This is a genomic window from Corynebacterium sp. HMSC14H10 (genome assembly GCF_001807105.1).
Classification (GTDB): domain Bacteria; phylum Actinomycetota; class Actinomycetes; order Mycobacteriales; family Mycobacteriaceae; genus Corynebacterium; species Corynebacterium jeikeium_D.
In genome coordinates, this window is the sequence record NZ_KV787438.1 from 1 (window position 1) to 23,152 (window position 23,152).

A 23,152-nucleotide genomic window follows, 5' to 3' on the forward strand; every position below is an offset into this window, starting at 1 on the left:
ATCAGACACACTTTTTGTCACTTAACCCGTTATGGCCGTACCGCAGCGCACACTAGGTCGTCGAACTAGCCCAGTTCGACGACCTTAATCTTTGATGCCGCCTCCGATGCACGCTCACGAGCAGCGTCGACAGAATCTGCGGTCGAAACAGCAACACCCATGCGGCGACGCGGACCGGCAAACGGCTTACCAAAGATACGAATGTCTGTCTCCGGAATAGCCATGGCCTCAGCTAGGCCGGTGTAGCCCGGCTGCTCGATGTCAGCACCGCCGTAGACTACAGCGGAAGCTCCCGGGGACACCAGCGTGACGTCGATAGGCAGCCCCAGCACTGCGCGCGCGTGCAGCTCGAACTCGGAGAAACGCTGCGTACCCATGGTGACCATGCCGGTGTCATGCGGGCGCGGGCTGACCTCGGAGAACCACACTTCATCGCCGCGGACAAACAGCTCGACGCCGAAGATACCGCGACCGCCCAGCGCGTTGGTGATGCGCGCGGCGACAGAGCGCGCATTGTCCAGGGCGTTTTCGCTCATGGCTGCCGGCTGCCAGGACTCAACGTAGTCACCATCCTGCTGACGGTGGCCGATGGGCTCACAGAACCACGTTGCCCCCTCGCCAGTCTCCGGATCAACGGAGCGCACGGTCAGCAGCGTGATCTCATAGTCGAAATCAACGAAGCCCTCCACGATGACGCGACCGGACTCAACGCGACCGCCACTCATGGCGTAATCCCACGCGGCCTGGACATCCTCCGGCGAACGCAGCGTGGACTGTCCCTTGCCCGAGGAACTCATGACCGGCTTGACCACGCATGGGAAGCCAATCTCATCAACAGCTGCGGTGAACTCATCAAAGCTGGAGGCGAAGTGATAGCGGGAAGTCGGCAGTCCCACCTCTTCCGCAGCCAGGCGGCGAATACCTTCTCGGTTCATGGTCAGCTGAGTCGCCCGTGCGGTCGGAATAACGGTGACGTCCAGCGTCTCATCTTCCTCGACCTCTGCCAGCACCTCGGTTGCCAGAGCCTCAATCTCAGGGACGATGAAGTGTGGCTTGACCTGGAGAATCAGGTCCCGCAGTGCGCTAGGGTCCGACATATTCAACACGTAGGCGTGGTGAGCTACCTGGTGTGCCGGTGCATGCTCGTAGCGATCGGCAGCGTGCACCTCAACGCCAAGACGCTGGAAAGCAATGGTCACCTCCTTGCCGAGCTCGCCAGAGCCGAGCAGCAGAACTCGCGTTGCTCCCGGCTGGTACGGGGTTCCGGTGGCTTCAGGGGTGAACATCGAGATAAATTCGCTTTCGTCTACGGCACATACGCTGCGCAACCAGCAGCTGTTAAATTGATTGCCTCCAGCATACGACAGCGAGCTGATTCACCGCGGCGGGCACGGGCGGGAACCTAGCGCGGGAACACCCGCTGGAACTCAGCCAGCGCCACCTCACGGTCAGCGGCCAGGACAACATTCGCCACCGCTCCGGCTGAATCCTCCACCACCTGGCCGCGGCGTGCTGGCTCAGCTGCAAAGGTTCGCTTATCGACGCCCACGAGACGCATCTTCTCCACTTCCCCTGTCACCGCACCGACGGCCACCATCGCAGCGAAGAGGTCATGAACCTGCGCCTTGTAACCGACTCCAACTCCCTGGTGGAACTCAAAGTAGAACTTCAGCGAGCGGCGCAGAACACGCAGCAGCTCCGAGTTCATACCGGCATCTCGCCAGGATTCAATCTCAGTATCACTAATGGTGATGGTCTCGGTGACATTGAGCGGAACCAGCGTCGGCACCGGCGCGCCTGCGGCGGTGGCGATGCTGCGCACGGCATCCTCCGGGCGCTCGACGGCCACAGCACCTGCGGTGCCGAACACCTCGGTGACCGCGGTGGGGTCGACCCAGAAGTTCCATTCCGCAAACTCGGTGACGTTACCGTGGTAGTCCACAGCACCGCCCATAATGGTCACGCCGTCGAGCTCCCGCATGAGTTCTGGGTATTTCTTCAAAGCGGCCACGTAGGTGGTCATAGGGCCAGTGACCAGCAGGTGCACCTTCTCCCCCGTCGACCGTGCCTGCTCGATGACTCGTCGCCACAGCGCCAGCGGATCCGCCGCTCCTGAGCGCCCCGGTTCGTAGATGACGGCCGGTGGTGCCAGGTTGTAGCCCAGCCCGTACGGGCCATGAGTCTCAGGCGTGGTGGTCAGTTCACGGTCAGCGGGCCCCTCGAAACCGCTGACAACCGGAACCTCCGGACAACCGCAGAGATTCAACATGTACTTGGTGTTGCGAGCGGACCATGCCGCAGTGGTGTTACCACCTGCGCAGGTCACACCCACCAGCTCGATCTCGCCTGCGGTATGCAACCCCGCGAGGTAGACGAGAGCAAGACTGTCATCGATACCCGTGTCAACGTCGGCAAGCACTTTCAAACGCGTCATAAGGTCAAGTGTGACACGAAACATGCTCGGCCCGCAGAGCTAAACATGGGCAAAACAGGGATACAGACGAGTTTCCGCTGGTGCTGGCCGGGTTTACTAGTTCGTCGACATCGCTGCATCACCCACCGGAGCGGACTCCGGCAGCGGCATTTTCAGCTCGGCCAAGACCTCGCGCAGTCGCGTCGGGTAGTCGGTGATGATGCCGTCGACACCAGCGGCAATTTGCTCGCGCATGGTCTCCTTTTCATTTACGGTCCACGGCACCACCTTCATGCCGGCCTCATGCGCACGGGAGATTAGCTCCGGCGTGGCGACCGGGTGGTAGTCAGCATCTGACGGTGTCTTGCCGTAAGGAATGCTGTGCGTCGGCGAGAGCACCTGCACGCCGAGCTGCTTGGCGGCCTCGATGATGTCGCCATTGACCTCGTCGTAATTGACATCGCCAATCCAAGGAGAATCCTTCTTCCAGGTGGTCTCGTCCCACAGCATGACCAGCGGAATCTCCGGGTTCCGTTCCGCGACCAGCGGCAGCGAGCGCCAATCGAAGGACTGAATCATCACACGATTAGCCACACCCGCGCGGTCAATCTCGTCGAGAATCACATCGACGAACTCCTGCGGTTCTGCCGAGTCAGCGCGCTTTTCGCCCTCAATCTTGGTCTCAATGTTGAAGTGGATGTCCTGGTTGTCCTTAGTCAGCTCGAACAGCTCCGGCAGGGTCATCATCCTATTGCCCTTGATTGGCTCCGCATCCGGAAAGTCCTCGAGCTTCTTGTCACAGACCAGGGTTTGTACCTGCTCATAGGTGAGATCATGCACGAGCTTGCCGACGTACGGGTACTGCGGATCCCCCTCCGTCACTGGCTCGGTGTCCGAGCACTTATCGTCTTGGATCTCCGGATCGTGCCAGACCATAGGCACGCCATCCTTCGTCAGGACGATGTCCAGCTCCAACGTCGTAACGCCCAGCTCCAACGAGTTGATCATCGCCTGCTTGGACTCCTCCGTCCACTCACCGCGACCACCACGGTGCGACTGCAGATCAAAACCCTCCGGCAGCTTAGCCATCGCAGCCGGCCGCACATTCGCGGCCGCATTCAGCTCAGCAACCTGCTGCTTTTCAAAGGTCTTCTCTTCGCTCGACGTAGTGCTGACCGCGCTTGCACTGCTTGACGACGATGCCGCGTCGTTGTCTGCATCATTGCTGCAGGCTGCAATAGGAGAAATAGCAAACGCGCCCATAGCGATGGCCGCGATTGCGCGGCGCGTGCCGTGGACGCGTGAATTCTGAGGCTGCTCGCTCTGCTTGGTCCGTTCGTCAAACATGGAGTCAGATGAGTTGCGAGAAGACATGGCCGGTGATTTTCCTCTTTGGGCGTAGTATTAGCGACTTCATAGCGACGGCGCAGTACCGACAACACAGTGTCGACAAACTACCGTCGGAGGTTTACGGAACACAGAAATCTAGATGAAAACTGTGTGGCGCGCCACTACTTTAAAACGGCCTGACAGCACTCGCATCTGGAGAGAGTGCGGGGTGAGCGTTTAATTTCCCTCTGCTTTTGGAATCTCGCCTTCTTGAGCGACCTCTGACCCATCCCAGGAGTACGTAACGGGAGCGTTGTACTGGTCTTTAAAGGCGAAGGCACCGCCGTCTTCGATCATTTTATTGACATCGAAGAAATTGACGGTCACAGTTTTGCCATCGCCCTCGACCGAGTTGATTGTCTGCGGACCACCGGCGGTACCCACGTACTCGCCCTTATGAAACAGCAGCACTGCACCAGCGGTAGTTGAATGCGTAATTTCATTCTGTACTGCTGAGGCAAAGGTCAACTCGCTGGTGGTATCCCAGTTCGTATCGTCCGTGACTGTCCAACCGCTGCCATTGCCACCTTCCATTGAGTTCAGGTCGGCAACCGCTTCTTCGAAAGCCTCTTCCTGGGTTGGCGCAGAAGAACCCCCATCGGAGTCGTTGTCATCGACATCCGGATTGGGGGTATCTGCACTTTCACTGTCATCCTCGACAGTGGTGGTCGTAGTGATGGTCGTCGTTTCTTGATCTACCTGAGAAGCAGAGGTCGGTGCTGCGGTCTCATCAGTGGAGCAACCGGACAAAGCCACTACACCTGCGACCGCCGCGCTAACCAGCATCGACCCGCGACGAACTGAATGACCACTCATGGCTGGAACCTCTTCTGTTCTCTCAAGTTTTCTCAAGCACTGCGCTACGACGGAGCATTACTTTCTCATGTCCGACTCTGAATTGAGTTTACTTGGGAAAATTCAAGAGACCCCGGGAGTGTCCAAGAATTCTCGAAAGCTCTCGAAAATTCTCGGGAGTCCTTAGGAAGCGGGCTTCGCCCCGCCGGGAATCTTGCCCTCGTGGACGACGTGATCGCCGTTCCAGAAGAAGTGAACATTAGAGGTGAACTTGGCCGCATCAGCGTTCGGCGCACCTGCGGCCTCCTGGGCCTCCCAGTCGTGGTAGATGACCGAGATGTTCTTACCATCAGGGGTCGGCGTCACCTTGTTGATGTGCTGAGGCCGGTCAGAGTCCGTACCAATGAACTCACCCTTGTGGAACATCAACAGCACAGTGGAGGACTGAGCGTTGCCCTGCTTGGCCTGATCTGCGAGAGCAAAGCTCAAATCGCTACACGGGCTGAAGTTGGAGGTGCCAGTGTACTTCCACCCATCATGGTTGTTCGGACGCTCCCTGTTGACCTTATCCAGGGCCTCCTGGATTTCAGGTGCTGCCGGGTTCGGGGTACAGCTATCTGCCTTCGCCGGAGCCGGTGCCGGCACTGGGGCCGGTTCCGCCTGAGCCGCGGGAGCTGCAACGGCTCCACCTACTGCGGAGAAAACCATCGCGCCGGAAAGTACGGCGGAACTTGCCAGTCGTTGTACTCGGTGTCCTGTGTTTTGCATGAAAACCACACGCCTTCTGTCGTTTGGACTTCTGTCGTTGGACCACGCGGTGAGGCCTACGATACAAAAATGACTCTGGGATGCCAGTGTCAACTGACAATTCCCAGAGCCTTCTCGTGGTTAGCAAATGTTCTTTTTTACAGCAGCCAGCAGTTTCGACACCGAAGATTTTTTATCTAACAGTTCGATAAAGCCGGGTCGAAAGCCGGACTATTTTCCGGCTAGTTCGCCACTGCCCCCCAGGCTAAGTACCCAGCGCTAGTTGCCCAGCGCTAGTTGCCCAGCACATCGTGGACAACGATGGTCTGGTCACGACCCGGGCCAACACCGATGTAGGAAATGCGAGCGCCGGAGAGCTCCTCCAGGCGGTTCAGGTAATCCTTGGCCTTGTCCGGCAGCTCATCGAAGGTGCGGCAGCCAGTGATGTCTTCGTCCCATGCAGGCATGGTCTCGTAAATCGGGACAGCGTGGTGGAACTCCGACTGGGTGAGTGGCATTTCGTCGTGACGCACGCCATCAACGTCGTAAGCGACACAAATCGGAATCTCGCCGATACCAGTCAGGACATCCAGCTTGGTGATGAACAGATCCGTGAAACCGTTGACGCGCGCGGCGTAGCGAGCCAGCACCGAGTCGTACCAACCACAGCGGCGCTTACGGCCGGTGTTGACTCCGACCTCACCGCCGGTGGTCTGCAGGTACTCGCCCCACTTGTCGAACAGCTCCGTCGGGAACGGGCCAGCACCGACGCGGGTGGTGTAGGCCTTCATGATGCCCAGCACCGAAGTGATCTTCGTCGGGCCGATGCCGGTGCCCACGCAGGCACCACCAGCGGTTGGGTTCGAGGAGGTCACGAACGGGTAGGTGCCGTGGTCGACGTCGAGCATGGTGGCCTGGCCGCCCTCCATGAGGACGTGCTTGCCGGCATCCAAAGCCTGATTGAGCTCAAACTCCGAGTCGATAATCATCGGGCGCAGACGATCGGCGAAGCCCATGAAGTAATCAAAGACTTCATCCGGGTCGATAGCGCGGCGGTTGTACAGCTTGACCAGAATCTGGTTCTTCTGAGCCAGCGAAGACTCAATCTTCTGGCGCAGAATCGACTCATCCAGAATGTCCTGGACACGCAAGCCCGTACGGCCGACCTTGTCGGCATACGTCGGGCCGATACCGCGGCCAGTGGTGCCGATAGCGCGCTTACCCAGGAAGCGCTCGGTCACGCGGTCCAGCGTCTGGTGGTACGGAGCAACCATGTGGGCATTGCCGGAAACGCGCAGGCGGGAGGCCTTTGCACCGCGAGCTTCGAGGCCATCAATCTCGTCGAAAAGCGCCTCGAGGTTGACCACACAGCCGTTACCGATAATCGGCACAGCGTTTTCCGACAGCACACCCGCCGGAAGCAGCTTCAGCTCATACTTCTCACCGCCAACGACAACGGTGTGGCCGGCGTTATTGCCACCGTTGGGCTTGACGACGTAGTCGACGCGGCCACCGAGAATATCGGTTGCTTTGCCCTTGCCCTCGTCGCCCCACTGGGCACCGACGATAATGATTGCGGCCATAGTCCTACTTCAACTCCTGGGATTGCAGACGACGCATTAGAGTGTAGTCCTATGCGTATTGTTGTGCTGCAGTGTGGCCCCGATGTACCCGCGTTTTCCCAATTGCTCCGCCAATCATGGTCTACATCAGCACCGTCCACACCATCAGCACCAGCTACTCCGGCACCACCCGCCTATGCGCTTCACGACGTCGCGATGATCCCCACCCGCAAGGAGCTGGCTTTCATCGACGACCTGGCCAAGGACGTACTGCCTGTCGATACAGCTCCGACGCCGGAGGAAATCTCCAAGCAGAAGAAAGTCGACCACTTAGGCGCTCCGCAACCCGCTCCGCAAAAGCCGAGCGAGCCGTTACGAATTGTGGTCGTTGGCACCGACGCGGCACTGGCTACCGTGGCAACCTACCTGATGCGCAAGAACCTCCTGTGGATTGAAGTGGCACATGTCCCCACCGCGCCCTCGACCGCGGCCAAAAACTGGGGCATCGAAGGAGGAGAAGGGCTCGATGCGGCGGCCGCGCTCACACGCCCGACGACGCCAGTGCCGCTGATTCGCGACGACACCGGCCACGCAGTTGTTGGTTACGCCCTACTGACAGAGCCGGGAATTACCGGAGTGTCCTCGACAAACGGGTTTACTGGCGAGGTCTATGTCGACGAGCATCAGATGTTCTCCGGCACATCCACCGGCCTGCAGATTCGCCCTACCCCCGATGCCCCGGGCATCGTTGCGGCCGAAGTTCCGGCTCCGGAAGCGGAAATCGGTAACGAGGATGGAGTCGGCAAAGGCCTGCTGAGCCGACTCGGATTGGGTCGCGGTGGCCGTCGTAAAGCGAAAGAAGCCCCGGCCCGCGAGCTACACCGTCCGATGACGGGTCGGGCGGTTCAAGTTGGTGGCCTGGGCTTCCGATATGTGCGCGATGGAGTCGAGTCTCGAAAGCCGCGAGAGAAGACAACTATGTACCGACACCTTCGCGACTTGCAGATTGTGCACTAACTGCGTCGGGGCAATAGCCACGGTCTGCCCGTGAGAAAGTGGCTTGCGCGAAAGTGGCCTGCGCGATAGCTCGAGTACAGATAACATTTGGGTGTTAAAGCCACTGCCCGCCACTGCCTCGATAGGACAGCATCATGACTGACAACACCCCACGGCTACGCGCTGGCGACCAGGCCCGCCACACTGCGCTGGAACGCTTGGAATGGGCATTCCGCGATGGCCAGATTGACTTTGCGGAACTGCAGGAGCGCACCGAGAAAGCCCAAAAGGCGACGTACATCGATGAGTTGCCCGCATTGACACAAGACTTGTCGCTGCCCGCGAACCTGGCCGAGCCGACTCCACATGCGCACCCAAACCCTAACCTGCGCCCGAACCTACACAGCGTCCCGGACGAGCACCATTCAGTGGCACCAAATGCAGCCAGCAATCATCAGCCAGCTCGGATTGATAGCTCCGCTGCGGCAACTGGTTCGAAGCTCTCCATCGGCATCTTTGGCGGCACCGACAAGAGAGGCCCTTGGACGTGCGCTCCCACGCACACCACGGTAGCGGCCTTCGGCGGGACTGGCTTGGATTTCCGCGAGGCCATCCTGACCGCGGAAACCACTGTCGTCAACATTGGCTGCGCCTTCGGTGGAGTCGACGTCATTGTCCCCGACCACTACCAAGTTGATGTCGACGTGCTGCCCATCTTCGGCGGCACGGATGTTACTGGAAAGCCGGGACGTCACCTTCCAGCTCCTGGCGCCGGACAGGCTCCGAAGATTATTGTGCGCGGCTTCGTCGCTTTCGGTGGCGTCGAGGTCAAGCGCGTACCGCACTAGAGCACGCTGCAGTAGCACGTGGGCAGTAGCATGTGCGCCGGAGCACGTGGGCAGTAACCGCCTGGCGCCTAGCGAGCCACTACTCGCCCACGCCTCACCGGCTACTCGTCCCATACCTCCGGTGGCATTGCTGGGAACGGCGTCGTCGGCGGCAGCGTTGCCACAGCTGAACGTCTGGACAGGCCACACACCTGCAACAGGTCCACCACCAAGGAGCGGGACTGCGCAAACACAACCTGTTCCGACAGCGTTGCGTCCTCGATCACGCGCGGGTGCATTTTCGCCGCTAGACGACGCAAGTACCGAACCACGTCTTCAAGCTTGACCTCTCCGGATCCCTCGGAAAGCTGAGCGATAGCGATGTCGCCGGACTCGAAAGGCAACTCGCCCCACTCTGGGATTCGGCGCACGGCGGCTTCGTCGTCAAGCACATGACTGACCAGACGCGTACCTTCAGACACGCCGAGAACAAGTGCGCACAGTTCGGACGAGAAGTCGATGTGGTCCTCACGTGCTGTGATAGCGCGACGCGCGAGCACACGGATGTTGCGCATGGCGTTGTCGACGGGATGAACCATACGTGACAGCGAGTGGATTCGATCCCGGGAGCGCCAGAGCAACGGCGAGATACGGACCTGCTCGCCCGCGTCGGCGACAGTGCGGTCCATCAGCGAGACTTGCGCCTGCATGGAGCGCACCACGCTCAGTGCGGTGCGGATGCGATCGGTGTCGCCCTCTTTCATGCCGATGCCGATGTCATAAAGTACATCTGCACCCATGTCGAGGACCTTGGCCACCTTGCGGCGAGCACCCGCCAGCGGGCTTCGCGGCAATATCATGAGCACAATAATGCCCACCACACCACCGACGAGAGCATCGATCATTCGGTAATAAGAACCAGCGGTGCCCGGCGGAATAATGGTGGCGATGAGCACGGCTGAAGATGCCGCTTGGTTGACCACAAGCGGTCCTCGACCGACAAACACACCGATGACCATGGCGACGAACACACCGACGGTCAGCTGCCAGATACCCGAGCCGAGGATGGAGATAATCACATCACCAATGCCGACTCCCAACGAGGCACCGAGCACCAACTCCACAGAGTGCTTTAAGCGAGGACCTGCGGTCATCACGTTGAGGCTGATGAAAGCGGCCATCGGCGCGAAGAACGGGTTGGGGTGCCCCAGTACCTCAAGTGCGAACCAGTAGGCCAACCCAGCGGCTAACGTGGCTTGGACAATGAGCATCCAACGGGAGCGCACACGGTCAATCGCATGGAGGAAACGCGTGCGGGGCCTCACTTTCTGACGCAACTTGTTTGCTGCGCGGGAGGCCGGATGTAGGTACGTATTGCGAAAATCTTGGAAATCCGGGCGCGGATTATCCTCGACGAATTGCGTTTCCTTAGCTTCGACGAGGTCGTCGACATGCGCGGGAGCAAGGTCCTCTAGATTCCTGGCAGCTGCGGCATCCTTATCTTCCCCACCAGCTATGCCAGCCATGCCGAAGTCACCATCCTCATGTAAAAAACTGTGCGCTTTTTATGTACCCGTTGTGCTGTTGTGCACTCTTATGTGCCCGCTGAATCTCTGTGCGCGATTAAAGACCCAGTTCTGGCAACGCGGATTCATCACTGTCACGCAGCAACGCCATCATGCGATCGAATTCATCATCCTCGCCGATAGCCTTAGCAGCCTTAGCCAACGCTGCGAAGGCGCGGAGCACACCACGATTCGGCTCGTGCTCCCACGGAATGGCTCCGAACCCCTTCCAGCCGTTTCCACGCAGCAGGTCCAGACCGCGGTGGTAACCAGTGCGAGCGAAGGCATAGGCCTGAATCTCCTGGCCCTCGGACAAGGCGCTTTCAGCCAAATCCGCCCAAGCCTGGGAATCGCGCGGGCATGCGCGAACCACGGCCTCCGGGCTTGCGCCACCGTTGCGGGCAGCAACGGCCTCGTCAAGAACGGGGAGCTTCACGGGAGCAGGAGCCATCATGTCATTGAGTTTCATGCGTCCTATTGTGCCAGGCATCACGTGGCGATGGCAGGGGCTCAGTAGGTGACTCCCTGTTGGCAACGGCGGGCACAGCGCGGTGGTACAACGTCGGCAAGCGCCAGATGACGACCAACTAGCGTTCCCCGACTACTCCGGGCAGCTCGGCTTCGTCGAATCCAACGACTCACCATTTTCCAGCTTGGTCGCAACAAAATCGGCCACTCGGGCGCACGCTTCCATCAGCATCCAACCCGACAGTTGGACAGAGAGGTCACGCTCCTTAATCGCCGAACCGCGAACCGCGCCACCGACTGATTGCGCAACCGAACCGCCCTGTGGGAACTGAGCATTATCGTTCCAATCTGCGGGGAAAAGCGGCAGGCCATCAACCTCGAGGCGGTGGTACCAGCACTTCTCCCCCGAAGCCAGAACCAGTCGGCGAGCAATGCGAGCTGCCGCGCGATTCATGCGATTGTCTCCAGGCAAACGCACCGCCGCATCGGCGAGGTATCGCACCAGGATGCCGTTGAACAGACCACCATCGCCGCCACCGGCACCGGCGATAACATTGTCGGTGGTCGCCAAATCCTTTGCCACCGCGTGGATGAGGTTTTGCACGCGCGTGAAATACTTCGTCGCCTGTTCACGCTGGCCGTGCGCCCGAAGCGCAAGTCCCACTTCGAGGCAAGCGCCAATCATGACACCCTGGTTGTACGTAAACATGCCCTTCTGCACGACGGCACCTGCCATGGACAAGCGAATGCCGTCGTAGAGCAGCCCTGAGTCCGACAGGAGGTTGGCGTAAACCCAATCGATAAGTTCCTCTGCCTCCTTGATACGACCAGCCCGGGCCAGAGCGATGGCTGCAGGACCGTTCGAGGGGACGTTGAAAAAGAGGTCCTGCTCACGCCACGGCAGCACACCCGTGGACTCCTGCCGACCATCGCCCAAGCATGAAATCAGCCGTGCTGTCGTCTTCTTGGGCACCGATGCGCCGAGGACAGCGTCGGCACGCCCGAGCGCCAACGCCATCCACGCGCGATCGTCGTAGTACTTGTTCTTGGTCAGCAGCGTGAGGTTGCGAATGCGGATACCCCGAGTGGTCTGGCGGATAGCGCGGTACTTCTCCTTAGAAGGCACGCGCTTGGCTGCGTCTACCAGGCAGTCGAGATACTGCGCCTGCCACCAGTAATGCCAGTTGATGAAGACCTTATGTCGAAGCGGCGCGGGCCAGGAAGCCATTGCCAAATTCGTGCCCGGAAGACCCCACAGCTTCGCCGCATGACGGTTGCGAATCGCCTGTTCAGCCACGTCCGCACGATAGGCCCACGTTTCGGCCTCCGGACGCGACATTTTTAGAACCACTGGCTCTCCTTAAAACGGCTGCGAAACAGCTCTAAAACAGCCTTCGAAATAAAACACCTAAGCAGACAATTACCAGGCCGCGGTGATATCTGCATGAGTACGAATCCAAGAGTGCATGGCAATACCCGCCGCTACCCCCGCATTTATCGAACGCGTCGAGCCAAATTGGGCAATCGACACCGTCAAATCCGCCGCCTGCTGTGCTTCTTCAGTCACTCCCGGCCCCTCCTGGCCGAAGAGCAAAAGACAACGCTCGGGCAACTCAACGGTTTCGATGGGTACGGAGCCCGGCACATTGTCCACGGCCACGACAGCCAAATCATGCTCGCGCGCCCAGCTAATGACCTCCGACACCGTCTCGTGGTGCAGCAAGTGCTGGTAGCGGTCAGTCACCATCGCGCCGCGACGATTCCAACGCTTGCGCCCCACGATGTGCACGGCCTCCACCAGGAAGGCATTTGCGGTGCGTACCACGGTGCCAATGTTGGAGTCATTCTCAAAATTCTCGATGGCGATATGCAACGGATGACGACGCTTATCCAGCTCCGCGACGATAGCCTCCATCGTCCAGTAGCGGTAGGCATCGACGACATTACGTCGGTCGCCCTCATCCAGAAGCTGCTCATCGTATTCTGGGCCGGTCGGCCGGGGTTCGTTCGGGTGCTCCTGCTCCCACGGCCCCACCCCGACACGAGCCTCAAACCATTCCGTCGGCCCCTTCCCGGGCTCAGGCGCGGTCAAGAGCCAACAGCCCCTCGACCAGGAACAACTGCGCCACGGTGTAGGTGTCCATCACTGCCGCATTCAGAAGCTTGCCGACGACGCCCTCCTCCGCAAACATCTTTCGAGCCATCAGTAGCGTGTCGGAGACGAGGAACAGGTTGCCACCGTGGCCGAGGCCGTAGGCGGCATCGGCAATCGGCAGGCCGGTCTGCTCATCAGTACCGACAGCACCGGCACCCTCCAGCAGCGCCGGGTCATCGGCCAGTGCGGAGGTCACAGCCAGCAGCGGACCGTAGCCAACAGCAGCGGGCAGCGCCTCGGGCTTTACAGCACCGACCAGCGGTACCGAACCAGCCCACAGTGGGAAGCGAATGGCAGCACGCAGCGCGCTAATCCGAGCTCCGGCACGCCACAGCAGCACGTGGTAGGCAACCTGGTTAACTGCGAACGGCACAGAACCGCGGTTCAGGTTCGGCTTATTCGGCATGAGAATCAAGTCGCCCAGCCAACCGCCGGCGAGGCCGATGAGCAGGGTGGTCGTCGTAAAGCGAGACGTCTCGTGGCGACGGCGCCAAACATTGGCCGCCAACAGTGGCATGAGGACAGTCTTGGAAACTCGACGTGGAGTCTCCCAGCCGAAGGCACTGGAGACAACGTTGACCGCACTGGCGGCGATATAGCCGGCACGTTCTGGGGCACGGCGGGTGTCGGAGCTTGCGCTGGCGATACCGACGAGTGCGCCGAGGCCCTCGCCCGTGCGACGCACAAACATGTCAGCGACGGTTTCCTTGGTGCCGGGAAGTTTGGTCGTGGTGAGCTTGGACAGGAGTCCTGCGCGCTTGGTGGTCATGGGGATGTTCCTCTTTCGTGGGACTGCGTTGGGGCGGTGAGCTGGGTGAGGCTCGGCGAGCAGGGTGAGGCTCGGCGATAGCTCTAGCGCTCAGATTCTTAGGCCAGACCCAAGTCATCCAAACCGAGCAGGTAACGGTAGTCCAGGCCTTCAGCCTTGATGACCTCGTCGGCGCCCGTCGCGCGGTCAACCACCGTGGCGACACCGACAACCTCAGCACCGGCCTCACGTAGTGCAGCGACGGCAGTCAGCGGCGAGTTGCCCGTGGTGGTGGTGTCCTCCACAACCAGGACCTTCTTGCCTACAATGTCCGGTCCCTCGATGCGGCGCTGCATGCCGTGCTTCTTGGCTTCCTTACGCACCACAAAGGCATCAATTGGACGCCCTTCGGCGTGCATGACAGAGGTAGCCACCGGATCCGCGCCAAGCGTCAGACCACCGACGTGCGCGTAGTCCCAGTCTCCAGTGAGCTCTCGTAGCAGAGAACCAATCAGACGCGAGGCCTCATGATGTAGAGTGGCGCGGCGCAGGTCAACGTAGTAATCAGCCTCACGTCCAGACGACAGCGTGACCTTGCCATGGACAACCGCCAGCTCCTTGACCAACTCGGCCAAACGCTGCAGCTTCTCCTGATTGACATTGCTCGTGTGGATGCTCATCTGAGGTTGTCTCCTAAATAAACGACTGTGTGCTCAAGGATATGTCTGGTTCTACTCGTCCGCGGAATCAGGGGTTGCGCCCTTGTCCTCGGATACAGATTCGGTGGGGTCGTCGCTGCTGTCGAGGTCTGGGGCGGCGTCGGTAAAAATACTGGCGGGCTTCACAATTGATCGCACCACACGCCCCTGGCTCGAGCGCATCCGGCTATGTTCGGGGTCCTCACCAAGCGCAGGAATCTGCTGGCCAGAATCCCCAATGTCCTCCGACTCACCAACGTTTGCACCCATCTTTCGTGCCGTTGACCGCGAAGGCAGCGCCGTCGGATCCAGCGGTATATCCCGCGTAGGGCGCCACGACGAACCGTCAATCGCCTGCACCACCGTGGGTTGTGCATTGCTTTGCGACGGCCACTGCGAATCATCCGTGGTTGCATCCGCGGTAGCAGCGGACGAGGACGAAGGAGAATCTGCGTAAACAATTTCCTCAACGTCCAGCGGCTCTTCGCCCTTGCTATTCTGCGCGCTGTGACTCTGGGCATGCCCGTTCTGTGAGCTGTGATCCTGCGATTCGTGGTTAGCAGAACCGTTGCGACGCTGATCTGGTACCGCGTGCAAGTGCCCACGCCCGGTTCCATCCGAAATCAAGGAACCAGAGTCAACGGACTGCTCGGTGAGCTGCAAACGAGTGGGATCCCACTGATTAGTGTCCGGAGCGACGGTTTCGCCTTCCGCCGGTGGCAACCTGCGCGCAATGTCGGAGAAGTCCGACAGCGATGCCAGTGCACCGTCCCAGTCCTCTGGCACTGAATTATCAATCAGCTGAGCCAAGGACCAGGAGTTTTCGGACCACATGCGGGTAATGGCCGGGTGTACGTCGGCAAGCATGCGGGTTGCACGGTCGTCGAAGATGCGATGAATGAGCTCTGGGTCGGTAGCTGCGACTACCAGGCCGGCTTCGGTAGCTACGTGAGGCAGCGTCGTGCCGCCGCTGCGGCGCAACTCGAAAACCTCATCGCTGGATACAGAGCGGCGGATGGCGATGGTGGTGATGCCGCCGACATCGGCGAGGTGCATTTCCCGGCCAAAGGCGAAACCGGAGACCACGGCCTTGGCATCGCCGTCCGGCGTACGCTGCCAGTACGACGGCAGCTCATGGTCCACACGGTTATAGACAGAATTACGTTCCTGCGCCCAGGCCTTCCGCAAGTGACGCACACGGCGACCGCTGATACGTCGACGGATAGGGGCCACTGATTGCTGCTGAGCGCGCTGCGGTTGCGCGGGCTGGGTGGGCTCAGTGTGCGGGGTGGCCTGGGTGGCCTGGGTGCGCGCCGCACGATCGGATGATTGCGGCACTTCGTCAGTCTCGGCATTTTCGCCGGCTGCAGCCCGGAATTCTGTACCCCCAACAGTTCCAGTGCGAGCGTCAGCAGCGGTGGTGCTGTCGGCCCCTGTGGCAACGGCATCGCCCACTAAACCTGTCTCGGGCTCATCCGCGGTATCGGTATCTTCAGCAGTCACCGACTCGGCTGGCTCCGCGCCAGGCCCTGCTCCAGATTCTGTGCCAGACTCCGCGCCGCTTCGGAGAGTCACGTCCGTTCCCGCATTCAGATCAGCTGCTGCTTCCGATGTTTCGGCAGCACCCGCGTCTTCTGTTGCTTCGGGCATTTCAGCAGTGGCCGCCGGCTCGATTCCCGAGACAGATTCAGGCTCCGTCGGTGTCTTTTCTACAGCTGAAGTCCCCAGTTCTGTCGTCGAAACCTCAGTTTCAGAATCAACTTCAGCGGCGCTATCAGTCTCAGCGGCAACCTCAGAGTGAGAGTCAGCATCAGCTGCGATATTCGGTCTCGCCACAGAAGCTGTCTCGGAGCTTCCTTGCTCTGAAGAATCCGGCAGTTCGGGCACAACATCTTCTGCCGCCACACCGGTTACTTCGCCGGTGAAGTCCGAGGGCTCGTCGTAAAGCGATGGCGATGACGGAGACGCCACAGCAGTCTCACTTATGCTGCGACGGCGGCGGTCGACAACGAACAGCGCGACTGCGGCGATGATGAGAATCGCTGCGAGGGTGAATACTAGGGGAATCATTAATCTCCTAGCTTAAGCCAGAAGCAGTTCTATTTGGTCAGCGACAAGATGCCGTCCCCCGTCTGGCGCAATGCCAATGCCCGAGGAGAGAGCGTACGGGACTCTCTAGGACGGTAAAGGGCGAGGGGCAAAAGCCACATGGACGGCACATCAAGGGCCCCGGGGCGGTCGCCCTGGCCCGGGCCCGCTTAGAAGCGGACGATAGGCAGGCTCGGATCGCCAGCCCACTGGGACCAGCCGCCGACATACAGAGCGGCGCCCGTGATGCCCGCTTCTTCCATAGCCTGAATGAACAGCGAGGAATGAAGACCGGAACCGGAGTAGACCGCTACATTGCGACCGTCTTCGATACCGACGGAGGCAAAGCGCTCACGGAGCTGCTCAACAGGCAGGAAGGAGCCGTCGGCATTTTGCAGACTGCGAGCCGCCAGGTTCACGGCACCCGGGATGTGACCTGCCTGCAGATCGACGCGCTCACTACGACCTTCAAAACGGCTGGGCTCACGCGCATCCACCAAAATTCCACGCTCAGACCAGGTGCGCACGTCATCGAGGCTGGCAACAGGCATATTGCCTTCACTCACTGCAATCGTTCCAGGCCGCGGCAGATTTCCGGGCCCGAAGGCAGTCTCGTTTCCATCTGCTTCCCAAGCAGCTAGCCCACCGGTGAGGACACGCACATTCTCCAAACCTGCCCAGCGCAGAATCCACCAAGCACGTGACGCGAACAGTCCATCGCCCGCGTCGTAGACGATCACCAGATGCTCCGAGCGGACTCCCCATCGACGGACGGCATCGCGCACACGCTCGATATCCGGCAACGGGTTGCGACCAGCTTCTCGGCTTGGAACACCTGCTAGGTCCAACTCGGGATCACAGAACACGGCCAGTGGGATGTGAGCCGTGGCGTAGGAGTCATATGGTTTTTTAGCACGCGACCAGCGTGCGTCAACGACGACGATGCGACCGCCGCCGGCAATCTTGTCACGAAGCTCTTGTACCGAGATGGATGTTGTCATAATTCCGGATTCTAAATCGATTGACTTGGTAGCGCGATATGTACGTTATTAAAACTAGGAGCTTGGGAAGGTGTCTGAAGATGCTGCCCACATGGCCGTTTTCATCTCAGGCACCGGCCATGGAATCGGCTGTGCCACCGCAGAAAAACTACTGCACTATGCCGCCAGCGTCGGCACCCCTTTTCTTAACCGCTTCATTAACGCAAAGCTGACTACGAAACGGAAGATCAACCTCTAAGCCAGGCCCCGCCTCCCAATCCGACTACCCACCGGGATCCTGTCCCGTCCCACCATTGCCATCCGCTGTGTCCCTCGTCCGTTTCTCTCGCGCTTTACGACGCAACCAGCGCCCCGGGCTATCGAACGTATCGGGGTCCTCATTGGATTCCGCTTTCCGGTTTCCTTCCTCGTCTTTCGGGGGCACCCAGACCACACGATCAGTAGAGGCCTGCTCACACTCCCCGCTAACCCCGTCCCCTTCGTCAGTTCCTAGAATCTCCGCCACCTCATCCGGCCGGAGCGTCCACCAAGCATTTTCATTACATCGAGCATCGTCGATCTTTCGATGCGTACCCGGATCCACCAACGTGAGATTATCCAGGTCAGTGCCACCACCGGAAGCCCACGACTGCACATGGTGAACATCGCACATAGCTCCCGGAGTGCCCATGCCCGGCGCGGAGGAACCTCCTTCCTCTCCAAGAAGGGCCAGATACTGCGGCAAAGTCCCCAGCCTGCGGGATCGACCAAAGTACAAGGTCTGCCCCTCATTCCCCAAGACTTGGAGGAACGAATTTCTATCGACCATCTGTTGCACGGCCTGACTAATGGAAATTCGCACTCCCGCGTCTGAGACCGCTTTACCCGATCCAGGAAGTACAAAATCTTCCCCCTCAGGCAGGGAGACTCCAGCTAACGCTGCCACATCTGCGATATGCGCGACGGTGACCACCGATGTCGTCCCCCGCGCCGGCTGAAGCTCACCGCCCGGTTGAAAGCCCCCATTCACCGCCGCTTCCACGGCATCATGGAAACGCTGCTCCGGATTCCGCTGGTCATCGGCACCTTCTTCGAGCAACCCGCCAGGTCGCGCATAATCTGCCTGCAGCCTTTTGAGCACCGCCGCAAACGAAGGCGTAACCACACCGCTCAACCGGCTCATGCCATCCGGCCCTTGAGCACCGATTTTTAGGCTTCGTTTCCGAGCACGGTCCTCATCCGTATACGGGTCATCAACCCCCAGCATCGCCCGCAGACGGTTCGGCAATTTATTGAGATCATCAACACGGATTTTGTCCACTAAATCTGCAATGTGCTTGTCCAGCAGCCTAGACAGCTGTGCATGCTCCGTTGCCGGCAGCTCGCGAACGGCTTTGTCAATCTTCGCAACAGCATCCGCACCGACAACACCGTCCTCAACTTTCTGACGAAGGTTCGGCATTCGCACATCCTCATTCGCCGGAGCAAACGGATCAACATTCCTACTCAGACGTCCGACGACATTGATACGCTGCCTCGCTTCTGCTCGCGAGATTCGCATCTCCTGCGCTAGCCACGCGATCCTTCGGTGCTCCGCGCTGGGCATCCGCCCTTTCATTGTCTCCACATAAGTCGCATCAATTACTGCGAGTCGTTTTCGCGCTTTCTCAATCGACTTATATGCGTCGTGCGCATGATCCGGTGCAAGTACTTCGAAGTTCTCCACGATGACTGTCGACAGAGCTTCAAACTGCGCAACCGCATCTAAAACCTGCGATGTCGAAAGCGGTCCACCGCCGTTTGACGCCGATGATGTAGACATTTCCCCACCCCCTTTTAAAACGCTAGCAATCCGAATCCCCAAATGGACTAACTAATTTCCCTCCCCCACATTATCGCACACCCATTCGACACCCGACAACCCCCAAATTCAACTTTTTCGAACCTTTTTCCGAAACGCTGCCACGCTCCTGACCTAAACACCCCACCACCCGCGCAGTCCCTCACCACCCGCGCAGCCCCCACCAAAAACTGCACGCCGAAACCCTAAAACCGCACCACCATCACGTCATGATCCGGGAAGCTCGAGCGTCCCACTAGCTCAAACCCCGCCTTCACATAAGCTTTCGCCGCCCGCGGATTGGCATCATGGACAGCCAGACTAACCCCCGGGTACCCCAGCTCACGCGCATACTCAAGGAGCCCCGCAATCATCGGCTGCGACAGCCTGCGCCCAACAACACCTGGACGCAGCGCAATCGCTACCTCAGGAATCCCATTTTCCACGAAACCGTACCCCGGTCCGTCCTGCGTAAACGTACGCAGCCAGGCCGCCCCCACCGGCACTTCGTAGCTCTCGTGCTCTTCACTTGACGACGAATCCCCGCGCTCCAACCATTCCTTCTTAATGGCGGCCGCACTGTAGGTAGCCTCGCGAGAAACCCTCGGTTCAAATGGGTCAGTGCGGGTCATGTCGCTACTGAGCGACTCGAGGTCAGCGTCGTCAAGCGAAGTGGCGAAAAGGATAACCCCGCCCTGACTCGCGTCCCACTGGTCGACGTATTGACGCCTCGTGACTACATAATCTTCCGGCAGTGGCTGACTTTCATCTCCGAATGTTTCCGTTAGTTCGTCCATCCAGGCAATGAAGGGGAGGTCGGAGTCTGTCGCTGGTCGCCACTGAAAGTTAGTCATATTTGCGCACTATACCGGCGCACTCCAGACTGACCGGAATGCAACAAGCCCACACGGTCGGTCACAAGACACATAAATCTGGACAATAAAAGCACAAAAAGGGCGGTTCAGGAGAAAACTCTCTCAAACCGCCCCAACAAACAGACAGCCTGCTCAGCAGTTATCGCCCTGAGTATCAGGCGCCCTAGATTCGGGCTACGCCATCCTCGTCATAGCCGACAACCTTCAGCGACTCGCCATCGTCAGCAACCGTGACCTCTACGCGGTCACCATCGCGAACATCACCAGCGAGCAGTCGACGTGCCAGCTCATCGCCGATTGCCTTCTGCACCAGACGACGCAACGGACGGGCGCCGTAGGCCGGGTCGTAGCCGCGCTCCGACAGCCAATCCAGTGCCCCATCGGAGACATCCAGCACCAGACGACGTGCCTCCAGGCGTTCTGCCAGGTTGCGAACCTGAATGTCCACAATGCCGCGCAGCTGCTCGGAGGTCAGCGGATCGAAGATCACTACATCGTCGAGACGGTTGATGAACTCCGGCTTGAAGGCCATCTTGACCGCATCCATGATCTGCTCATGCGTACCACCAGCACCGAGGTTGGAGGTCAGAATCAGAATCGTGTTTCGGAAGTCCACGGTTCGGCCCTGACCATCGGTCAGGCGACCCTCATCGAGCACCTGCAGGAGCACATCGAACACGTCCGGGTGAGCCTTCTCGACCTCGTCGAAAAGCACGACGGTGTACGGACGGCGACGAACAGCCTCGGTGAGCTGACCGCCAGCGTCGTAGCCGACGTATCCAGGAGGAGCACCAATCAGACGAGCGACAGAGTGCTTCTCGCCGTACTCGGACATATCGATGCGCACCATCGCACGCTCATCGTCGAAGAGGAACTCCGCCAGCGCCTTGGCCAGCTCTGTCTTACCAACGCCAGTTGGACCGAGGAACAGGAAGGAACCAGTCGGACGGTTCGGATCGGCAACACCCGCACGCGAACGGCGGACGGCATCGGAGACAGCCTCCACAGCGGCATTCTGACCAACAACGCGACGGCCGAGGTTGAGCTCCATTTCGAGCAGCTTCTCGGTCTCACCCTGCATCATCTTGCCAGCCGGGATACCCGTCCAGGCGGAGACAACCTCAGCGACTTCCTGAGGCGTGACCTCCTCCTTGAGCATGGAGTTTTCCTCTGCGTCAGCGACCGATTCCTCGGCGGCCTCCAGCTTCTTCTCCAACTCAGGGATGCGTCCGTAACGCAGCTCTGCGACGCGCCCGTAGTCACCTTCGCGCTCAGCCTTTTCGGACTCAGTGCGCAGGGCATCGAGCTCTTCGCGGACGGAGCGGACATCATCAATCGAGGACTTCTCGTTCTGCCAGCGAGTCTTCAGAGCGTTGAGCTTCTCGCGCTCATCTGCAAGTTCCTCACGGAGCTTGTCCAGGCGTTCCTTCGACGCGATGTCAGTTTCCTTCTCCAGGGCCATTTCCTCGATTTCGAGGCGGCGCACGATGCGTTCCGCGGAGTCGATTTCCTCCGGCGAGGAGTCAATCTCCATACGCAGACGCGATGCGGCCTCATCAACCAGGTCGATAGCCTTATCCGGCAGGAAGCGGGATGTGATGTAGCGGTCCGACAGCGTTGCTGCAGCCACCAGCGCGGAGTCCTGGATGCGAACACCGTGGTGGACCTCGTAGCGCTCCTTCAGACCACGCAGAATACCAATGGCGTCCTCAACGCTCGGCTCACCGACAAAGACCTGCTGGAAACGACGCTCCAGCGCAGCATCCTTCTCGATGTACTTGCGGTACTCATCCAGGGTCGTCGCACCGACCAGACGCAGCTCACCACGAGCCAGCATCGGCTTGATCATATTGCCCGCATCCATCGAGCCATCACCCGTGGCGCCAGCGCCAACGATGGTGTGAATCTCATCGATGAAGGTAATAATCTGACCGTCGGATTCCTTAATCTCGTCCAGAACCGCCTTCAGGCGCTCCTCGAACTCACCGCGATACTTCGCACCGGCGACCATAGAGCCCAGATCCAGGCTCATCAGCGTCTTGCCCTTCAGAGATTCCGGCACATCACCTGCAACAATGCGTCGTGCCAGCCCCTCTACAATGGCCGTCTTACCAACGCCCGGCTCACCAATGAGCACCGGATTGTTCTTGGTACGACGACTCAAGACCTGTACCACGCGACGAATCTCCGCATCGCGGCCAATAACTGGGTCAATCTTGCCCTCACGTGCCCGCGCGGTTAAGTCCGTCGCATACTTTTCCAGAGCCTGGTACTGCTCTTCTGGATTCTCCGTTGTTACCTTCCTCGATCCACGCACACTAGTCAGCGCACCCTTTAACGCCTCGGCAGTAGCACCCGCCGACTGCAGCACAGTTGCCGCCTCCGACTGGCCAGTTGCCACACCGATAAGCAGAATTTCCGTGGAAACGTACTCGTCTCCCAGCTCCCCCGCCAGCTCCTCGGCGGCGTTCAGAGCATTAACGGCGTCCCTATTAAACTGTGGGTTCGCCATATTCGCCCCGCTTGCCGACGGGTACCCCGCGACCAACTCCTTAGCGCGGGTCAAAACCCCGGAAGGATTAACGCCCGCTGCTTCAAGCAGTGGAGCCGCAATACCCTCCTTTTGCTCCAGCAGTGCTACCAGAATGTGCCCAGGCCGGATATCCGGGTTACCCGCGCTGGTCGCGGCCTTCATAGCTTCCTGGAGAACTTCTCCAGTCTTAGTTGTTGGTGTAAAACTCATAACTTGCGCCCCTTTGGCTCAACTTTGTCATTCACTACCCATAACGCATTCAACCTTGAGTCTGTTCCACTCAACTTCAAGTTTTTCAATTTCCCGACCGTGATTCACACCACACCTATAGCAAAAAGGATTGAGCTCGGCAGCGTCGTTAAGCGTAGTAGCACGCCGGAAAGCACTAGAAAACGTTGGAAAGCTCCAGAACCCACGTGCGAACACACTCCGACACACCGCCCGACGTCCTCACCAGCACACTCCCGCCGGAT

At 59.6% G+C, this 23,152-nt stretch carries 20 protein-coding genes; 3 read left to right on the forward strand and 17 right to left on the reverse strand.

What is annotated here, in order from left to right:
• Positions 1–65 precede the first annotated feature (65 nt).
• From purT to HMPREF3135_RS07645, 6 genes are all read right to left on the reverse strand, one after another.
• Complete coding sequence (purT, locus tag HMPREF3135_RS07620; protein WP_070439007.1) at positions 66–1,286, reverse strand: formate-dependent phosphoribosylglycinamide formyltransferase; 1,221 nt, start codon at positions 1,284–1,286, stop codon at positions 66–68.
• A 116-nt stretch (positions 1,287–1,402) separates the two neighbouring features.
• Positions 1,403–2,434, reverse strand: coding sequence for a nucleoside hydrolase (locus HMPREF3135_RS07625; RefSeq protein ID WP_070439045.1), 1,032 nt, complete (start codon positions 2,432–2,434; stop codon positions 1,403–1,405).
• A 96-nt stretch (positions 2,435–2,530) separates the two neighbouring features.
• Complete coding sequence (locus tag HMPREF3135_RS07630; protein ID WP_069358962.1) at positions 2,531–3,787, reverse strand: glycerophosphodiester phosphodiesterase family protein; 1,257 nt, start codon at positions 3,785–3,787, stop codon at positions 2,531–2,533.
• 192 nt (positions 3,788–3,979) lie between these two features.
• Complete coding sequence (locus tag HMPREF3135_RS07635; protein ID WP_048734507.1) at positions 3,980–4,618, reverse strand: LppP/LprE family lipoprotein; 639 nt, start codon at positions 4,616–4,618, stop codon at positions 3,980–3,982.
• Between the two features lie 162 nt (positions 4,619–4,780).
• Positions 4,781–5,365, reverse strand: a complete 585-nt coding sequence (locus HMPREF3135_RS07640; RefSeq protein ID WP_016421541.1) for an LppP/LprE family lipoprotein — start codon at positions 5,363–5,365, stop codon at positions 4,781–4,783.
• A gap of 272 nt (positions 5,366–5,637) precedes the next feature.
• On the reverse strand, positions 5,638–6,927 hold the full coding sequence (locus HMPREF3135_RS07645) for an adenylosuccinate synthase (RefSeq protein ID WP_070439010.1): 1,290 nt from the start codon (positions 6,925–6,927) through the stop codon (positions 5,638–5,640).
• 51 nt (positions 6,928–6,978) lie between these two features.
• Between HMPREF3135_RS07645 and HMPREF3135_RS07650 the strand changes: the two genes are divergently transcribed.
• Positions 6,979–7,923, forward strand: coding sequence for a hypothetical protein (locus tag HMPREF3135_RS07650; RefSeq protein ID WP_246818325.1), 945 nt, complete (start codon positions 6,979–6,981; stop codon positions 7,921–7,923).
• 134 nt (positions 7,924–8,057) lie between these two features.
• A complete protein-coding gene (locus HMPREF3135_RS07655; protein WP_070439015.1) occupies positions 8,058–8,750 on the forward strand; it encodes a DUF1707 SHOCT-like domain-containing protein in 693 nt (230 codons plus the stop codon).
• A 101-nt stretch (positions 8,751–8,851) separates the two neighbouring features.
• Here the strand turns inward: HMPREF3135_RS07655 and HMPREF3135_RS07660 are convergent, their stop codons facing one another.
• The 8 genes from HMPREF3135_RS07660 to HMPREF3135_RS07695 form a co-directional block, all read right to left on the reverse strand.
• Complete coding sequence (locus HMPREF3135_RS07660) at positions 8,852–10,255, reverse strand: FUSC family protein (RefSeq protein WP_005510217.1); 1,404 nt, start codon at positions 10,253–10,255, stop codon at positions 8,852–8,854.
• A 97-nt stretch (positions 10,256–10,352) separates the two neighbouring features.
• Complete coding sequence (locus HMPREF3135_RS07665; RefSeq protein ID WP_016421545.1) at positions 10,353–10,763, reverse strand: DUF3151 domain-containing protein; 411 nt, start codon at positions 10,761–10,763, stop codon at positions 10,353–10,355.
• 132 nt (positions 10,764–10,895) lie between these two features.
• Positions 10,896–12,113 (reverse strand): glycoside hydrolase family 76 protein, encoded by a 1,218-nt coding sequence (locus tag HMPREF3135_RS07670; RefSeq protein ID WP_049169856.1) that lies wholly within the window; start codon positions 12,111–12,113, stop codon positions 10,896–10,898.
• 69 nt (positions 12,114–12,182) lie between these two features.
• Positions 12,183–12,854 carry a TrmH family RNA methyltransferase gene (locus tag HMPREF3135_RS07675; RefSeq protein ID WP_038626765.1) on the reverse strand — a complete coding sequence of 224 codons (672 nt, stop codon included), beginning with the start codon at positions 12,852–12,854 and terminating at the stop codon, positions 12,183–12,185.
• A complete protein-coding gene (locus HMPREF3135_RS07680) occupies positions 12,841–13,686 on the reverse strand; it encodes a lysoplasmalogenase family protein (RefSeq protein WP_016421548.1) in 846 nt (281 codons plus the stop codon). The genes HMPREF3135_RS07675 and HMPREF3135_RS07680 overlap by 14 nt, the downstream gene beginning before the upstream one ends.
• A gap of 98 nt (positions 13,687–13,784) precedes the next feature.
• A complete protein-coding gene (pyrE, locus tag HMPREF3135_RS07685; protein WP_049169851.1) occupies positions 13,785–14,345 on the reverse strand; it encodes an orotate phosphoribosyltransferase in 561 nt (186 codons plus the stop codon).
• A gap of 51 nt (positions 14,346–14,396) precedes the next feature.
• Entirely contained in the window at positions 14,397–16,433 is a 2,037-nt protein-coding gene (locus HMPREF3135_RS07690) for a type III secretion system chaperone family protein (RefSeq protein WP_070439018.1), read from the reverse strand.
• A 188-nt stretch (positions 16,434–16,621) separates the two neighbouring features.
• Entirely contained in the window at positions 16,622–17,452 is an 831-nt protein-coding gene (locus tag HMPREF3135_RS07695; RefSeq protein ID WP_016421551.1) for a sulfurtransferase, read from the reverse strand.
• A gap of 70 nt (positions 17,453–17,522) precedes the next feature.
• On the opposite strand from HMPREF3135_RS07695, the gene HMPREF3135_RS11460 reads away from it, so the two are divergent.
• On the forward strand, positions 17,523–17,690 hold the full coding sequence (locus HMPREF3135_RS11460) for a hypothetical protein (protein ID WP_187401481.1): 168 nt from the start codon (positions 17,523–17,525) through the stop codon (positions 17,688–17,690).
• Positions 17,691–17,714: 24 nt separating this feature from the next.
• Here HMPREF3135_RS11460 and HMPREF3135_RS07700 read toward each other — a convergent pair whose 3' ends face one another.
• The 3 genes from HMPREF3135_RS07700 to clpB all read right to left on the reverse strand — a co-directional run bounded on the left by HMPREF3135_RS07700 (position 17,715) and on the right by clpB (position 22,889).
• Entirely contained in the window at positions 17,715–19,253 is a 1,539-nt protein-coding gene (locus HMPREF3135_RS07700; RefSeq protein ID WP_070439021.1) for an HNH endonuclease signature motif containing protein, read from the reverse strand.
• A 224-nt stretch (positions 19,254–19,477) separates the two neighbouring features.
• Positions 19,478–20,125 carry a GNAT family N-acetyltransferase gene (locus HMPREF3135_RS07705; RefSeq protein WP_049193764.1) on the reverse strand — a complete coding sequence of 216 codons (648 nt, stop codon included), beginning with the start codon at positions 20,123–20,125 and terminating at the stop codon, positions 19,478–19,480.
• Between the two features lie 184 nt (positions 20,126–20,309).
• Complete coding sequence (gene clpB / locus HMPREF3135_RS07710; protein WP_070439023.1) at positions 20,310–22,889, reverse strand: ATP-dependent chaperone ClpB; 2,580 nt, start codon at positions 22,887–22,889, stop codon at positions 20,310–20,312.
• Positions 22,890–23,152 lie beyond the last annotated feature (263 nt).

Excerpts from the sequence above, each read along its gene's own strand:
- HMPREF3135_RS07680 (WP_016421548.1), bottom strand. The coding sequence starts at position 13,686 with ATGACCACCAAGCGCGCAGGACTCCTGTCCAAGCTCACCACGACCAAA.
- HMPREF3135_RS07650 (WP_246818325.1), top strand. The coding sequence starts at position 6,979 with ATGCGTATTGTTGTGCTGCAGTGTGGCCCCGATGTACCCGCGTTTTCC.
- HMPREF3135_RS07635 (WP_048734507.1), bottom strand. The coding sequence starts at position 4,618 with ATGAGTGGTCATTCAGTTCGTCGCGGGTCGATGCTGGTTAGCGCGGCG.
- purT (WP_070439007.1), bottom strand. The coding sequence starts at position 1,286 with ATGTTCACCCCTGAAGCCACCGGAACCCCGTACCAGCCGGGAGCAACG.
- HMPREF3135_RS07690 (WP_070439018.1), bottom strand. The coding sequence starts at position 16,433 with ATGATTCCCCTAGTATTCACCCTCGCAGCGATTCTCATCATCGCCGCA.
- HMPREF3135_RS07705 (WP_049193764.1), bottom strand. The coding sequence starts at position 20,125 with ATGACTAACTTTCAGTGGCGACCAGCGACAGACTCCGACCTCCCCTTC.
- HMPREF3135_RS07695 (WP_016421551.1), bottom strand. The coding sequence starts at position 17,452 with ATGACAACATCCATCTCGGTACAAGAGCTTCGTGACAAGATTGCCGGC.
- HMPREF3135_RS07655 (WP_070439015.1), top strand. The coding sequence starts at position 8,058 with ATGACTGACAACACCCCACGGCTACGCGCTGGCGACCAGGCCCGCCAC.
- HMPREF3135_RS07660 (WP_005510217.1), bottom strand. The coding sequence starts at position 10,255 with ATGGCTGGCATAGCTGGTGGGGAAGATAAGGATGCCGCAGCTGCCAGG.
- HMPREF3135_RS07645 (WP_070439010.1), bottom strand. The coding sequence starts at position 6,927 with ATGGCCGCAATCATTATCGTCGGTGCCCAGTGGGGCGACGAGGGCAAG.
- HMPREF3135_RS07625 (WP_070439045.1), bottom strand. The coding sequence starts at position 2,434 with ATGACGCGTTTGAAAGTGCTTGCCGACGTTGACACGGGTATCGATGAC.
- pyrE (WP_049169851.1), bottom strand. The coding sequence starts at position 14,345 with ATGAGCATCCACACGAGCAATGTCAATCAGGAGAAGCTGCAGCGTTTG.
- clpB (WP_070439023.1), bottom strand. The coding sequence starts at position 22,889 with ATGAGTTTTACACCAACAACTAAGACTGGAGAAGTTCTCCAGGAAGCT.
- HMPREF3135_RS07665 (WP_016421545.1), bottom strand. The coding sequence starts at position 10,763 with ATGAAACTCAATGACATGATGGCTCCTGCTCCCGTGAAGCTCCCCGTT.
- HMPREF3135_RS07640 (WP_016421541.1), bottom strand. The coding sequence starts at position 5,365 with ATGCAAAACACAGGACACCGAGTACAACGACTGGCAAGTTCCGCCGTA.
- HMPREF3135_RS07700 (WP_070439021.1), bottom strand. The coding sequence starts at position 19,253 with ATGTCTACATCATCGGCGTCAAACGGCGGTGGACCGCTTTCGACATCG.
- HMPREF3135_RS07630 (WP_069358962.1), bottom strand. The coding sequence starts at position 3,787 with ATGTCTTCTCGCAACTCATCTGACTCCATGTTTGACGAACGGACCAAG.